This is a genomic window from Microbulbifer mixtoriginis (SeqCode) (assembly GCF_052467235.1).
This window is the reverse complement of the sequence record NZ_CP174305.1, coordinates 1011092-1025240: the sequence shown is the minus strand read 5'-3', so window position 1 is coordinate 1025240 and position 14149 is coordinate 1011092. Positions and strand designations below refer to the sequence as shown.

The following is a 14149-nucleotide window of genomic DNA, read 5'->3' as shown; positions in this document are numbered from 1 at the left end:
TTGCTGGCGCCATGAGCCCGAAGAAAGTTTGTCATAGATGCATTCTTTACAGTGGGCATTTATCGCTTGTTGTCGTGACATTATCTTTTACCTATAGGTTTAGCACCCAAAATCTCTGCTGTAAGTGCCATATAGAGTGAGGGCATTGTATTTAGAGGGATTTTTTAACTGAAAAGCTTATTTATGAGTCCCTACGAGCGCGCTAGAGGCCTTTAACAGGTTGGGGTGGTGTTAGGGTGTGTTGAGAAGGGCGGTCTGATTCTACATGGGTTTTAGCTACACAATCATCCTTCTTGGAGGTTTGCTAGCTGTTGTTCAAGATCTCTGACTTCCTCTCGCTGTCTAACTATCACGGCTTTATCAACATTCAGGCGGATATTGCGACTGATACCAGCTTTCTTGGCTGCAATACTATGCTCAAGCCCCGACCGCTTAAAACCGCTTTTCACCGTATCAACTACAGGCCTCACAACTCCACCAATAGCACCAACAACAGCTTGCGCGGGCTTAACAAAGCTCTCATTAAATGCCTTAGCAGCACGCCTTCCAGTATCGCCTGCATCATGTTCCGCGAGTGCTTGGGTGTACTCATGCTCATCCATCAAGGCAGCTACTTCTGGTCTTCCAAAGTCGTAGAGGTTTGCAATCGGAGCGTTATTCGCAATAAGCGGACGGGCAATCATGGCGGCCTTTCGGTTTATCGCGAGCAAGTTGTTATCCGTTGGGTTATAGAAGAGAACAATATCCTCTGGCTCCACGTCTACCCCGTCACCACGCATCTGTTTTACATAGCTCTCGCGAAGGAATTGGAAGGCCTGCTCAGGTGTTCTTCCTGTTTCCTGTTGGAAGCGAATCATCTCATCTTTCCGAATTGCCACTCCACCGACTTGAGTGAATTCATCTTCAACCTTGTTGTAAGCTATCTCTAAAGCGCGGTCTTGAGACACCCCCATCTGCATGAGGTAGGAGGCTTCACGCTCAACCAAACCAATCACAGGCTTAGTGTTGAAGTCCGTATCCAGATCCCTGGTCCAGTTGAACCAACCCTTACCAAACTTCTTATTCAGGAATTCATCACGGTTGGCTATAGTTTCTCTATCCCAGGTAACACTTGGTTGCTTATGCGTGAGATCCGTACTGCTGATTCGCCGAAGAGCTTGGAGGGGTGTTTCATCAAGTAGCTGATGCTCATTAAAGGCTATCACCTTGCGCTTAGTGTCATCAGGCAGCATCCCCACATAACCGGTTTCCATGGCCATTGGTAAAACTTGAAGCATTTGCTTAGTAATTGGAGCCAGCTCTTGAGGGTCACTTACCTTTTCATCAAAGGCTGCGAACCCACCTGAGAAGACTTGATCCAACGGACTGTAACGCTCGCCATTTTTCTTTAAGGCATTAAAGAAAGTCCTCATGCCCACATCACCCTGCCGTAGGAAGTGGTTGTAAGCGAGCCTAAGAGTGCCCGCCTTCAGTGCTCCCTCACTCTTCTCCCACTGCTGAGCTGCAATGGGAAGCTCCTTGTTAAGCGTTCCTTCAAGAAGTGCATTTAGCAGGTAGTGCTTGGCGGTATCCCCGCCGGCCTTAAGCCGCTCACTCTTTATCATGTCCAGCAGGGAGTCAGCTTCAGAGCCAGTGATAACTCCCTTCTCAATGACGCCTCCAAAGTAGTCATACCCCGGCTCTGCCATCTGGCCTGAAAGCACTGCTGGTATTACCTGAGTTTCCCAGTCATGTATAAAGGCCAACTTAGCTTCCTGCTTCTGCTTGGCATTGAGATCCAGGGTTCTTTGGCGGGCCGCCTTCATCCTCTGCTGAAGTGCATCACCACCTATCAAGCGACCTTGCGAATCCTTCCTGTCCAATACCAAGTCAGCCAGTACAGTTGCTTGGAGGTCATTGTCAGTAATCTCTGGCATTGCTTGCACATCAGCAACAAGCTCCAGAAACTCCTGCTCACTTAACCCATCGCTTAGGGCCAGTTGTTTAACAGCACCAAGGGAAAAGTCCGCATCTTCGGGGGATTGATTAAAGGTCTGTTGTAGCTCTGGGATAGAGCGGAGTACATAGTCCTTGTAGATACCCTTCTTATCCTCATGCCCCTTTGACTCACGCATTTGTAGAGCCTGTTGGCGCGACTGCGCTCCCCAGGTCCGCTTAAGGCGAGTGGCATAGTCAGGATTGTGGATACGGGAAGTGTCTAAGAAATCCGCTGCTTGTTTTGAAAGTTCATCTGGCTCTAGGTCCAGCAGGGATGGGTCGCGCTCAACAGCTTTTCTAAAGTTCTGCTCAGCATCTTTGTAAGCCATCTCAGAAGCTAGGTAGCTCTCAGCATCTAGCTCTTTATTGTATTTATCAGCCCAGCTATTCATGGTAACACCGCCCATTGAAATCAGCTGGTCAACTGTATCCGGCCCGCTTTGCTGGGGGGCTACTGGTGTTGTCATAGCTGCATGGTCAGCAATTTTTCTCTTAGTCCCTTGAGTATCTGTAATGTGATCTAGGGTTATTCTGCTCATTTTTTCTCTTGCTGTTTTTGTTGTTAATTTAAAAATTTTGTTTTCATTGCTTAATAGTTGGCCCTCCTGTGCATGTCGTAATGCCTGGTTATTTAAGTTTAGATCGTGAAGATCTTATAGAAATATGTCTGAGAGATATTTAATTCTGAAGCAGTGTTTATGCGGCTTTGAGAGTACTTTGAATGGGCCTTAAGGTAGTTTTTAGCAGGGCAGCTGATAGCGTGGTAGTGGTATGTCTTATGTGCGCTGTTATTGTTTTCTATTGGATGATAATACAGATGAGGGGTAGATTTATTCAAAAGAAACCATATATCACTTAATAGACCTGAGTTTTTTTGTCAATATTTATAGATAATTTTTTTCCTCTCCATTAATCTCCTTCGTCGCAAAGACAACAAGTGACCACGTCTTCGCATAGAGCAGTTTAAAAAGTAACAACTAGCTATTGAGACGCTTATGATTCTCTATGATGTTGATGTTTCATCTATTCGGACCAATGGATATTATTTTGCACCGGCTATTGAAGCTCGTTTTTTGACAGCTTCTGGGCGATGGTTTGAGGTGGAGGAGGATAGTGAGCACCATAAAGTTCTAAAGGAGTCGTGCTTCGCCTTTGCTCACTATGGTGACAAGTTCTTCGCAAATAACTGTGATGATTTACAGATTGTTCTTGATGCACTTGAAGCCCTAGAAAAGCATGAACCAATGGACGAGTAGAATCACAGGGTTTTGGTGACTAGGTTCTTGGGGTTTTATAACGTCTTATAAATTCGTGCCTAGGGGCAATAAAACTCCAAACCTACTACCATGCTGATTTCAGTGCATTTTGGACGAGGGGGAGAGAGGCGTTTTTGGTGTAGTAATAACAGTAGTTGTGTCTCGCTATGGTGTGATAGTGGGCTTCCAAGTTATCCATTGAGGTATGTCATTACTACCCCAGCCAACCATAGTAAGCCGAATGAGCAGCCCGCTACCGGCAATAACGACCATACCTCTTTCCAGTTAACTACCAGTTGCCAGAGCATGAAGACCGCAACTAGTCCAGGGATGAAATAGCTAATCATGTCTTATGCCTCCTGAGTATCTTTCAATCGCTTGACAAGACGAGATACAGTCATTGACTGGAATTCCCCACCTCTTGCCGTGGTTAATCCTGCTTTATTTAGTTCAGCGGCTATATCCCTTGTGGTCATTCCAGATGCAACAAGCGGCTGTACTATTCCTCTGAGGTTCTCAGCACGTTTATTAGCCTGCTTTTTGACCGCCACATTATTGGATTTATGCCCCGGCCTTTTACCTCCTAGCTTCACACCGCGTGCTTTAGCGGCTGCTAGTGCTTGCTTTGTACGCTGACTGATAAACTCTCTTTCCTGCTCCGCTAGGGCTGCGTATAAGTGGAGTTGGAACTTATCTGCATGAGGCATACAGGCAACCTTAACGTCCACCTGCTTTATTACTGTGGCAATGTCCGCTACATCCCTACTAAGCCTGTCTAGCTTAGCTACCAGCAGCACAGCCTTTTGCTTCTTTGCTAGAGCAATAGCTTCCTGGCGCTCTTCCTTCACTGCTCCGGTGTCTTTACCAGAAACAACCTCAGTGAACGTCTTCAGCACTTCAAAAGGTTGTCCACTGTATTGCGCTAGATATATCTGTATGTCCCGCTGCTGTGCTTCAAGCCCTAATCCTGATGCGCTTTGTCTAGCCGTGGAAACCCGAAGGTAAACAACATACTTAATCACGGTGGTATTCCTGCATTGTTGCTGCTGAGGGAATAAAAGCACATCAAATTCTCGCCTGCAACAAAACTCAATGTAGGTAGAGCATGTTGCAGTTAAGAAAGGTATGTTATTCGTCGCCAGGAAAAGCGCTTAAAGTGAGACGTTTGTTCAGTTTGAGCTGCTTTTGAAGTGGGAGTGATACACCCCCTCCAGGGGGGGATATAGGTAGAGCCTTTAGATCAATTGAGGGCACAAATTTTCTTGGTAAAAATTCACCGGTAAAGCATTTTAAGTCCATTGTGGGGTTGCTTCATTTTCTGTGCTTGCTCGGGCTTTTATAGATATTTTAGTGCGGTGTATTCCGCTCAAAGCTTTTTGGCTCTACGAGAGCTAATTCTTGTCGATTAGAAGCTGCTTTTGCTCCTGTATGGTTATCCATGTCTTCTGGATATATATACAAGTGAGCAGTAGAATAGAGGGCACAGTAGTATCCGATTCCTAAAAGGGCTTAAGACCCTTGTCTGTATATAAAACCACCAGGGAAAAGAGGGGAAACTTGGTGCTGTCCATTAAGTAAATGGGCGCTCAGATTTTTCCATGCGGTATCCGGGGCCATGCACTGCAATACGTCCATGGTCGTTTATGCATCTTGACTAGGGATACAGAATGTCCGCTAAGGAACGAATTCGCGATATTAATACTCTTCATCAAAAGCATGACATTTCCGAAGAAGCGACTCTCACAGTTGAAAATTTTGAGAGGCCGCTTGCCATTTACGAACTCCCAGCCAGTGTAGCAAGGTGCCAGTTCTTGCGAAGAGGTGCTTCTTGTGGCCGAGAGCATCAAAGAGGATTTGTTGTACTAACAAAGGACAGTCAGAGGATCCTTATAGGTCATTGTTGTGCAAATAAGCGTTTAGGGTTGGAACATTCCGGGATCAAGGCTCAGTTGAATCGTCTTACTAAGGATGTGACGCGTAGTGAGAAGGAGGTGAGGGTTAGAGCCTCGCTTGCGAAGAAGGAAGAGTACCTGAGTATTATCCGTGCGAGCATGAAGCAAATTAGAGTTCAACAAGAGGCAGTCAGAAATTTTTTGGCGATACTGCCCCCCAAAGTAGCTTCAGAGTTGATTCGGCGCGCACGAGTTTGTGATTTTTCTATTGTTTGGGTGTGTTACATACACAAGAAAGGGAAGAGGCGGGATGAGGATGAAACTGTTTCTCGTCATCATACTGTTGGGCAGCTTCAAGGGTTGGAATGCCTTTTAGCACTAGATGACATGGAGAGGCATAAAGATACTCTTTTTAGGTTAATGAAGCCTTTGATGGGTGTCTCCCTTTCTAAATCTCCATCAAAGGATGAGCTAGACAAGCTAGATGAATTACTGCGCCAGGTAGCTAACTTGAAGCGAGTTTTACAGGAAGTATCTAACTTTGAGAGGGATGTTGCTCGGTTTACCAGAAAGAAGAATCTACTTCTTGTGGCTTATGCAGTCAGGAATCATCAGCATAGGGCTGAGACTTTGAAGGCTGTAGCGGCTTACTGTGATGTAAGGCTTGGTAAGTCCCCGAAGGCCTCTTTTGTGGATTTTGAGCGGGGTCTCCTCCAGCAGTACGGCGCACACAGCCTCCGACTGCGTGATTAATCTAGGTGTTTTGGGTGGCGGCCTCTCTGGTTGATCAATAAATGACCTTTTCGGGTGATAATTAGCTGTTATTGCTCAATAATTGATCGGCGCTGATGGTTGAAACTTCTACATAACTCCTACACAATCGCCCGCTTGAATAGGTTGCTGGCCTGTAACTAATTGATTTTGCGTGGTTCATATGAGTTGGTCTCCCGGCTTACAGGCCAGCTCACACATTTCTAAAGCCCGGCATCCGCCGGGCTTTTTATTTTGTTCCCTCTAGCTTGGCATAGCCTTTGGCGGAGAATGGAACGGATGTACCTCTGTTTTTGATCGTGGCGCGCTTACTGGTGCTGTGGCGGCTAGTTTAATATGGTTGACTATTTTGTAAGTGAGTGTCCACTCCATTTTGTTACTTTGTGACAGTGATTTATATGTCATTACTCCCATCTTTGCTGTAGACCCCGATTTTACTAGGGTTTATGCGGACTTTGCGGTCGATTTCCTTGACTTTGTGTCGACCAGTTTTATAGTGTCGAGAGTGGGTAAAAGTGGAAATTCGTGGAACTTTGTGGTTTATTCGTCGCCGGTAAGTGGGCATTTACACAGTGCGGCGTAAGTTTAAATTTTTCCCGCTATCGGCCCGCTGGATGAAGGGGTCTACCGCGACAATCGCCTAGCAGAGCGAGTGAACTCACAAAGTGTATTTAGGTAGCCATGCAATCAATATGGACGCCAAGGGGCGTCTGGCGATACCGGCGAAGGTCCGCGACCGCTTGCTGGAGGAGTGCGCCGGTAGCCTGGTGATCACAGCTCATACAGAGGAGCGATGCCTGCTGGTCTATCCGGCGCCGCAGTGGCAGCAAATTTTGCCTAAAGTCGAGGCTCTTCCCAGCTTTAATAAGGTGGCGCGCCGGGCCCAGCGATTACTGATTGGTTATGCCTGTGAGCTGCAGGTGGATGGCAATGGCCGCGTTTTGATCCCTCCCACTCTGCGCGAATATGCGGGGCTGGAGAAAAAGCTGATGCTCGTGGGGCAGGGCAAGAAATTAGAACTTTGGAGCGAGGAGCGATGGATGTCCTGGCTCGATAATAGTGACGACGAGGAGGGAATGCCCGAGGAAATGGCTTCCCTTTCTTTATAAGGAGTACACCGAGTGTCTCAAGAATTGCATCGCAGTGTGTTGTTGCGCGAGGCCGTGGACGCTCTGGTGACTGACACCGAAGGTTTCTATGTGGATGGGACCTTTGGGCGCGGTGGACACAGCGCTGCGATCCTCGAACAACTGGGCCCCAAGGGGCAATTGTTGGCTGTGGATAAAGACCCCCAGGCGATTAACTATGCGCAGCAGCGTTTTGCTGCTGAGCCGCGCTTTTCAATTTGGCACGGCTCCTTTGCCGATATGGATCTCGCTGTTGGCGAGAGGGCGGGAAGTGTTAACGGAATCCTGTTGGACTTAGGGGTTTCATCGCCCCAGTTGGATCAGGCTGAGCGCGGTTTTAGCTTTATGCAGGACGGGCCGCTGGATATGCGTATGGATACTAGCCGGGGTATCAGCGCAGCGCAGTGGGTGAATACCGAGGCCGAGGATGAGATGGTCCGGGTGTTTAAAGAATATGGCGAGGAGCGTTTCGCGCGGCGAATGGCCGCAGCCATCGTTCGCCGCCGCACTGAAAAGCCCTTCGAGCGAACTTTGGATTTGGCTGAGGTAGTGAAGGCAGCCAACCCAGCTTGGGAAAAGGGCAAGCACCCGGCTACTCGAGTCTTCCAGGCTATTCGCATTCATGTGAATGGTGAGCTGGATGACCTGCGGAGCACATTGGAAAAGTCTCTGCAGCTGCTCGCGCCGGGAGGCCGGTTGGTGATTATCAGCTTCCATTCGCTGGAGGATCGCATGGTCAAGCGCTTTATCCGCGAAAAAGAGCGCGGACCCAAATTGCCGCGCGGACTTCCGGTAATGGATAGCCAAATCGCCAAGCCCCTGCGTTCAGTGGGCAAAGCGGTCAAGGCTAACACCATTGAGGTGGATGAAAACCTGCGCTCGCGCAGTGCGGTGATGCGGGTTGCCGAAAAGCAGGGTGGGTGCTGATTCTGTGCCTATACGGTCGTTTCTTGGCATTGCTGTGCTCTGGGTGGGTGCAATTGCCTCGGCGTTGGCAGTGGTGTATTCGACTCAGCGCAGCAGAGAATTGACCGCAGAGCTAGGCCGCGCACAAAAGACCCGCGATGAATTGCGTTATGAGCAGGAGCGCCTGCTGCTTGAGCGGGGGGCCTGGTCTGCCTATAGCCGTGTGGAGAAAGTGGCCCGGGAAGAATTAAAAATGCGCATGCCGAGCCCTTCAGAGCAGATCTTGGTGCCAGTGGAGTGATTGGCTTGGTCGGAGTGTAGGCGGCTCTTTCAGGCAGTGTACACCGGAAATTGACTTAATAAGCATAAGAAAATTTGTTTATCGATGCGCTGTCGGGGTACCGGTTAAATCGCCCCGCTAAGAGGTTTGCCCTCAGGATGACAATATAACGCCAATTGGAAAATTATGGGCGCAGTAAAGAAAAAGCAAGTTCAACCGGGAATCGCTCGCTGGCGCTTTGTGCTGGTAGCGGTTCTGTTGTGCCTGCTTGCCCTGGCACTGGTGTCTCACTTAGCGCGTTTGCAGGTGGTTCCTGCAGCAGAGCGGGGATATCGCTTCCTGCAGGATCAGGGGCGCGCGCGCACCATCCGTACCGAGGAGATAGCCGCCTATCGGGGTTCCATTGTCGATCGCAACGGAGAGCTGTTAGCGGTTAGCACCCCGGTGCACAGCCTCTGGGCCAATCCCAAATTATTGCGCGAGAGCAGTCCCGAACAAGTAAAGCAACTGGCTAAGACGCTGAGGTTAAAGGCGGATAAGTTGACCGCGCGCCTGGAAAAATACCGCAATAAGGAATTTATGTATCTGCGTCGCCACCTGACCCCAGAGCAGGCGGAGCGGGTCTTGTCTCTCGATTTGCCCGGTGTCTACAGCAAAAAGGAATACCGCCGTTTCTATCCCGCCGGCGAGGTGGTTGCGCAGCTATTGGGTTTTACCAATATCGACGATCGCGGTCAGGAGGGCATTGAGCTTGCTTACGATAACTGGTTGTCCGGAGAGCCAGGTGCGCAGCAGGTGGTTAAGGACCTGAAAGGTCGCACGGTGCAAGAACTGGCTATTCAGAGAGAGGCTCAACCCGGTCAGGAGTTGCGCCTCTCGATTGATATGCGTCTGCAATACCTCGCCTATCGGGAATTAAAAAGTGCTGTGGCAGAAAATGGTGCCGCTTCCGGTTTTATGGTGATTTTGGATATCCACAGTGGCGATGTCCTCGCCATGGCTAACCAGCCCTCTTTTAACCCCAATAACCGCAAGGGAGTTAGGGCGGCGGCCATGCGCAATCGTGCCCTGATTGATCAGTTTGAGCCGGGCTCTACGGTAAAGCCTTTGACGGTATTGGCGGCGCTGGAGACAGGTCGCTACAAGCCCCATACCCAAATAGATACAAGCCCGGGTTATATCCGCGTGCCCGGTAAAACTTTGGTGGATCCGGTCAACTACGGCAAGTTGGATCTAACCAGCATTATCACCAAGTCGAGTCAGGTGGGTATTACAAAAATTGCCCTGGATTTGGAACCAAATACGCTTCGAGAACTCTTTTACCGCCTGGGTTTGGGGGAGGCGGTTGGCAGTGGTTTTCCTGGTGAGACGCCGGGAATCCTACCTAGCCGCAGCCGCTGGCACCCAATCGAGCGGGCTAATTTTGCCTTCGGCTACGGTTTAACCGTGAATGGGGTGCAATTGGCCCAGGCCTACAGCGTGTTGGCTAACGGTGGGCTTAAACGTCCGGTTTCCCTGATTCTATCTGACGATAAGCCCGATTCTGAGGCGCAGCGGGTAGTCGAAGGGCCGCTCGTTAAGGATGTGAGCGCCATGCTGGAGACCGTAATTGGCAGCCGCGGCACTGGCCGTCAAGCCGCTGTAGAGGGTTACCGAGTGGCGGGCAAGACTGGCACTGTTCACAAGGTTGGTAGTGGTGGTTATGCCGATAATCGCTACCGCTCAGTATTTGCGGGATTTATTCCCGCAGACAAGCCGCGCCTTGCCGCGGTTGTAGTAATAGACGATCCCAGCCAGGCGAAGTACTACGGCGGTGAAGTGGCAGCGCCGGTATTTGGCGCTGTGATGGCTGGGGCTATGCGCCTGCTGCAAGTATCGCCAGAGCTTAAAGAGCCGGCGGAACGGCAGCTGGCCGCGCAGTTAACCGGAAGGGGTTCAAAGTCGTGACTCAGCGCGAACAATCATTTATCTCCCTGCAGGAATTGGTGCCCGGATACGCGAGCATACCCGATGTACCTGTTAGTGGTGTAGCTCTGGATAGCCGCAAGGTGAAAGCTGGCGATGCTTTTATGGCGTTGCGCGGCTCTGTCGTGGATGGGCGGGAATATATTGATGCCGCAATAGAAGCTGGCGCTGCCGTAGTGTTGGCAGATGGGGACAAACTGGAATGTAAAACCCACAAGGATATCCTTGTGGTTACCGTACCCGGGCTTGCTAAGCGGGTGGGGGAAATAGCCGCGCGCTTCCACGATAATCCCAGCGGAAAAATGCATTTGGTGGGAGTGACCGGCACCAATGGTAAAACTACCTGCGCTTATCTCACCTCCCAGTTATTGGCTCGGCATTTTGGCAGCGCTGCCCTGATCGGTACCATTGGTAATGGCATATGGAATCACGGGGTGATTGAGCTGCATGAGACGGGGCTCACAACTCCTGACCCTGTGCGGCTACAGGAGGATTTTGCCGATTTTTGCCGACGCGGAGTAGGTGCTGCGGCGATGGAAGTTTCCTCCCATGCCCTGTCACAGGGCCGAGTACATGGTCTTATTTTTGATACCGCAATTTTTACCAATCTTTCCCGCGACCACCTGGATTATCACGGCAATATGGCAGCCTACGGGGCTGCCAAAGAAAAATTATTTGGCCTGCCAAAATTAAAGCGCGGCATTATAAACCTGGATGACCCTTTCGGCGCTCAACTGGCGGAGCGTTGCAGATTGCGCGGGTTGCGTGTATTGACCTATGGCCTGCAGGCGGGCGACCTGCATGTGACAGATTTACGCCGTCATGAAAAAGGCTTTTCTGTCCAGCTAAGTTCTCCCTGGGGGAGCGGTGAACTCAATGCATCGCTGATTGGCGATTTCAATATTTATAACGCACTTGCCGTTATCGCTGCTGCTGCTTCGGCGGGCATGCCGTTCGAGGAAATTCTCACGGTTTTTCCCTCTATTCAGGGGGTGCCCGGTCGTATGGAGCGGGTTCAAGTCGAAGGTGTCTATGAAGTGGGAGTGTTGGTCGATTACGCCCATACTCCAGATGCATTGCGAGCGGCGTTGGCCGCTGCACGCCCTTATTGCCGTGGGAAATTGTGGTGTGTATTTGGCTGTGGCGGTGATCGTGATACTGGCAAGCGCGCTTCAATGGGGCGTATAGCTTCGGAAATGGCCGATCGGGCCATTGTTACCAGCGACAATCCCCGCAATGAAGAGCCGCAAAAAATTATCGACGATATCCTCGAAGGTGCTGCCAGTAATATTGAAGTAGAAATTGATCGGGCCAAGGCTATTGGCCAGGCAGTGGCTGCGGCACAGCCGGGAGATATAGTGCTGATCGCTGGTAAGGGCCATGAGAATTACCAGATTATCGGCAGCGAAAAAATTCATTTTTGCGATCGTGAGCAGGCAGCTTCTGCGTTGCTTCGGCGTATGGGTAAGCCCCTCAAGGTTGAAGGGATGAAGGGGGAAGCCCAGTGATTGGGTCGTTATCTCTTAAGCAACTGCAAGAGCGCTTCGGTGGTGAGTTGATCAATGGCTCGGTCGAATTTTCTGAGGTGTGCACAGATACTCGTAAATTAAACCCCCAAGCATTGTTTGTTGCATTGGTTGGTGACAATTTCGATGCTCATGATTTTGTCGGAGAGCTTGATGGTCAGGCACTTGGCTTAGTTGTTGATCGGGAGGTTCGGGGTTGCAGCCTGCCTCAGTGGCGGGTGAAAGATACTACCGTAGCACTCGGACAAATTGGTCTGCTGTGTCGTGAGAAATTCTCTGGTCCAGTAATTGCGATTACTGGTTCCTGTGGCAAGACCACGGTTAAGGAAATGCTATCGGCGATTTTTTCCCAACGCCACACACCTTGTGTGACTGCAGGCAACCTAAACAACCAGTACGGTCTGCCGATAACCCTTTTCGGCCTCAGCGAAGAGCACGATGTACTGATTTTGGAGATGGGGGCGAATGGACCTGACGATATTGCTTATCTGTGTAGTATCGGCAAGCCACAAGTGAGTGCCGTCAATAATGTTATGCCCGCTCATGTTGAAGGGTTTGGTTCTATTGACGCCATCGCCAAAGCCAAAGGTCAAATTTATACAGGGTTGGATGTCGGTGGAACCGCAATTATCAATGCCGATGATAATTACGCAGACTATTGGCGCGGGCGAATGCCCGAAGGTGTGCGTACTTTAGAGGTGGGGCTTGCCAGCCAGTGTGAAATCTTTGCGGAAAATATTGTCCTGAATAATAGTGGTTGTGCCGGATTTGACCTAGTGATTGAAGGGCTTAGCTACCCGTTGCAGCTTCAGCTACTTGGAGAGCACAACGTGCACAACGCTCTAGTAGCGGCAGCCTGTGCTTTTGCTGCGGGGATATCGGCAAAAGAAATTGTTCAGGGGCTATCAAGCCTGAGAGGTGTCAGCGGCCGCTTGCAGGAGCAGCGCGGTATTTGTGGAGCCACAGTTATCGACGATAGTTATAACGCGAATCCGGGTTCTGTAGGTGCGGCTATTGAGCTATTGGCACAACGACAAGGAAAACGAATCCTGGTGCTTGGGGACATGGCGGAGTTGGGGCCAGATGCTGAGGGCATGCATCGCGACGTGGGTGATCTGGCGAGAGAGCGAGGGCTTGATGCGTTGTTTACCCTGGGACCATTAGGCACTGCAGCCAGCTTGGCATTTAGCCATGGGGGTAAAGAGCCCCTGCAGAATTACCGGGAGCGGGAGCCGTTGATCGCGGCTCTGACCCATGAATTAGATAACAACACCACTGTTTTGGTGAAGGGTTCTCGTAGTGCCCGTATGGAACTGGTCGCTCAGGCCCTGCTTGGCAACAGCAGAGGGGAGTCGTAATGCTGCTTTGGCTGGCGGAATTATTACAACAACATGTGAGCACCTTTTCGGTGTTCAATTATTTAACTGTCCGCGCAATTCTTGCGGCCCTTACCGCACTGGGGATTTCCCTGATTGTTGGACCGCGCATGATCAACTGGCTGAACCATTTACAAGTGGGGCAGGCGATTCGCGACGATGGCCCTGAAACACATTTGAGTAAATCCGGTACGCCCACTATGGGCGGCACCCTGATTCTCGCCTCGATCTTTGCTTCGGCGCTGCTATGGTCGGATCTTGGTAATCGCTATGTGTGGGTCACATTACTGGTGACCTTTGTCTTTGGCGCGGTAGGTTTTGTCGATGACTATAAAAAAGTTGTACACAAGAACCCCCGCGGCCTCATCGCGCGCTGGAAATATTTTTGGCAGTCCATTGCCGGTTTAGGGGCGGCCATATATTTATTTATGAGTGCGACCAGCCCGGCGGAAACCCAGTTCTTTGTGCCTTTCTTTAAAGACGTCGCTATTAATCTTGGGCCCGTCACCTTTATTTTGCTGACCTATTTTGTAGTGGTGGGTTCCAGTAATGCGGTTAATCTGACCGATGGTCTTGATGGCCTGGCAATTATGCCTACGGTGATGGTAGGCGGGGCACTGGGAATTATTGCTTATTTATCTGGACATGCGGAATTTGCCGATTATCTACATATTCCTGCGATTGCTGGTGCGGGGGAACTCGCTGTATTTTGTGCGGCTCTGTGCGGTGCAGGCTTAGGGTTCCTATGGTTTAACACCTATCCGGCGCAGGTGTTTATGGGGGATGTGGGTGCCCTGGCCCTGGGTGCGGCCCTGGGCATCATTGCGGTGATCACTCGCCACGAGATTGTGCTGTTTATTATGGGAGGCGTGTTTGTGATGGAAACCGTTTCAGTCATCCTGCAGGTTGCGTCCTTCAAGTTGACGGGTAAGCGTATTTTCCGCATGGCCCCGTTGCACCACCATTTTGAATTGAAAGGTTGGCCCGAGCCGAGGGTAATCGTGCGCTTCTGGATTATCACGGTAATTCTGGTTCTGGCTGGACTGGCAACACTGAAACTCCGATAAAAATAC

General features: G+C 50.3%; 11 protein-coding genes. 9 read left to right on the top strand and 2 right to left on the bottom strand.

The features are described from left to right. Window positions 1-284: 284 nt before the first annotated feature. Window positions 285-2516 carry a hypothetical protein gene (locus ACJJIO_RS04550; RefSeq protein WP_444910277.1) on the bottom strand — a complete coding sequence of 744 codons (2232 nt, stop codon included), beginning with the start codon at window positions 2514-2516 and terminating at the stop codon, window positions 285-287. Window positions 2517-2972: 456 nt separating this feature from the next. On the opposite strand from ACJJIO_RS04550, the gene ACJJIO_RS04545 reads away from it, so the two are divergent. After that, window positions 2973-3233, top strand: a complete 261-nt coding sequence (locus tag ACJJIO_RS04545; RefSeq protein ID WP_444910276.1) for a hypothetical protein — start codon at window positions 2973-2975, stop codon at window positions 3231-3233. 350 nt (window positions 3234-3583) lie between these two features. On the opposite strand, the gene ACJJIO_RS04540 is transcribed toward ACJJIO_RS04545, so the two are convergent. After that, window positions 3584-4255: a recombinase family protein gene (locus ACJJIO_RS04540; protein ID WP_444910275.1), complete on the bottom strand. Its 672-nt coding sequence runs from the start codon at window positions 4253-4255 to the stop codon at window positions 3584-3586. Between the two features lie 645 nt (window positions 4256-4900). Between ACJJIO_RS04540 and ACJJIO_RS04535 the strand changes: the two genes are divergently transcribed. The 8 genes from ACJJIO_RS04535 to mraY all read left to right on the top strand — a co-directional run bounded on the left by ACJJIO_RS04535 (window position 4901) and on the right by mraY (window position 14143). Further along, window positions 4901-5878 carry a hypothetical protein gene (locus ACJJIO_RS04535; RefSeq protein ID WP_444910274.1) on the top strand — a complete coding sequence of 326 codons (978 nt, stop codon included), beginning with the start codon at window positions 4901-4903 and terminating at the stop codon, window positions 5876-5878. A gap of 683 nt (window positions 5879-6561) precedes the next feature. Beyond that, entirely contained in the window at window positions 6562-7005 is a 444-nt protein-coding gene (mraZ, locus tag ACJJIO_RS04530) for a division/cell wall cluster transcriptional repressor MraZ (protein WP_252082971.1), read from the top strand. 12 nt (window positions 7006-7017) lie between these two features. Continuing rightward, on the top strand, window positions 7018-7950 hold the full coding sequence (gene rsmH / locus ACJJIO_RS04525) for a 16S rRNA (cytosine(1402)-N(4))-methyltransferase RsmH (protein WP_444910273.1): 933 nt from the start codon (window positions 7018-7020) through the stop codon (window positions 7948-7950). Between the two features lie 4 nt (window positions 7951-7954). After that, entirely contained in the window at window positions 7955-8230 is a 276-nt protein-coding gene (gene ftsL / locus ACJJIO_RS04520) for a cell division protein FtsL (RefSeq protein ID WP_252082969.1), read from the top strand. A gap of 165 nt (window positions 8231-8395) precedes the next feature. Next, on the top strand, window positions 8396-10156 hold the full coding sequence (locus ACJJIO_RS04515) for a peptidoglycan D,D-transpeptidase FtsI family protein (RefSeq protein ID WP_444910272.1): 1761 nt from the start codon (window positions 8396-8398) through the stop codon (window positions 10154-10156). Then, window positions 10153-11682 (top strand): UDP-N-acetylmuramoyl-L-alanyl-D-glutamate--2,6-diaminopimelate ligase, encoded by a 1530-nt coding sequence (locus ACJJIO_RS04510; protein ID WP_444910271.1) that lies wholly within the window; start codon window positions 10153-10155, stop codon window positions 11680-11682. Before ACJJIO_RS04515 ends, ACJJIO_RS04510 begins: the two co-directional genes overlap by 4 nt. Then, a complete protein-coding gene (locus tag ACJJIO_RS04505; protein WP_252082966.1) occupies window positions 11679-13058 on the top strand; it encodes a UDP-N-acetylmuramoyl-tripeptide--D-alanyl-D-alanine ligase in 1380 nt (459 codons plus the stop codon). The genes ACJJIO_RS04510 and ACJJIO_RS04505 overlap by 4 nt, the downstream gene beginning before the upstream one ends. Beyond that, window positions 13058-14143: a phospho-N-acetylmuramoyl-pentapeptide-transferase gene (gene mraY / locus ACJJIO_RS04500; RefSeq protein WP_252082965.1), complete on the top strand. Its 1086-nt coding sequence runs from the start codon at window positions 13058-13060 to the stop codon at window positions 14141-14143. Before ACJJIO_RS04505 ends, mraY begins: the two co-directional genes overlap by 1 nt. Window positions 14144-14149 lie beyond the last annotated feature (6 nt).

Excerpts from the sequence above, each read along its gene's own strand:
- ACJJIO_RS04545 (WP_444910276.1), top strand. The coding sequence starts at position 2,973 with ATGATTCTCTATGATGTTGATGTTTCATCTATTCGGACCAATGGATAT.
- ACJJIO_RS04550 (WP_444910277.1), bottom strand. The coding sequence starts at position 2,516 with ATGAGCAGAATAACCCTAGATCACATTACAGATACTCAAGGGACTAAG.
- mraY (WP_252082965.1), top strand. The coding sequence starts at position 13,058 with ATGCTGCTTTGGCTGGCGGAATTATTACAACAACATGTGAGCACCTTT.
- ACJJIO_RS04535 (WP_444910274.1), top strand. The coding sequence starts at position 4,901 with ATGTCCGCTAAGGAACGAATTCGCGATATTAATACTCTTCATCAAAAG.
- ACJJIO_RS04515 (WP_444910272.1), top strand. The coding sequence starts at position 8,396 with ATGGGCGCAGTAAAGAAAAAGCAAGTTCAACCGGGAATCGCTCGCTGG.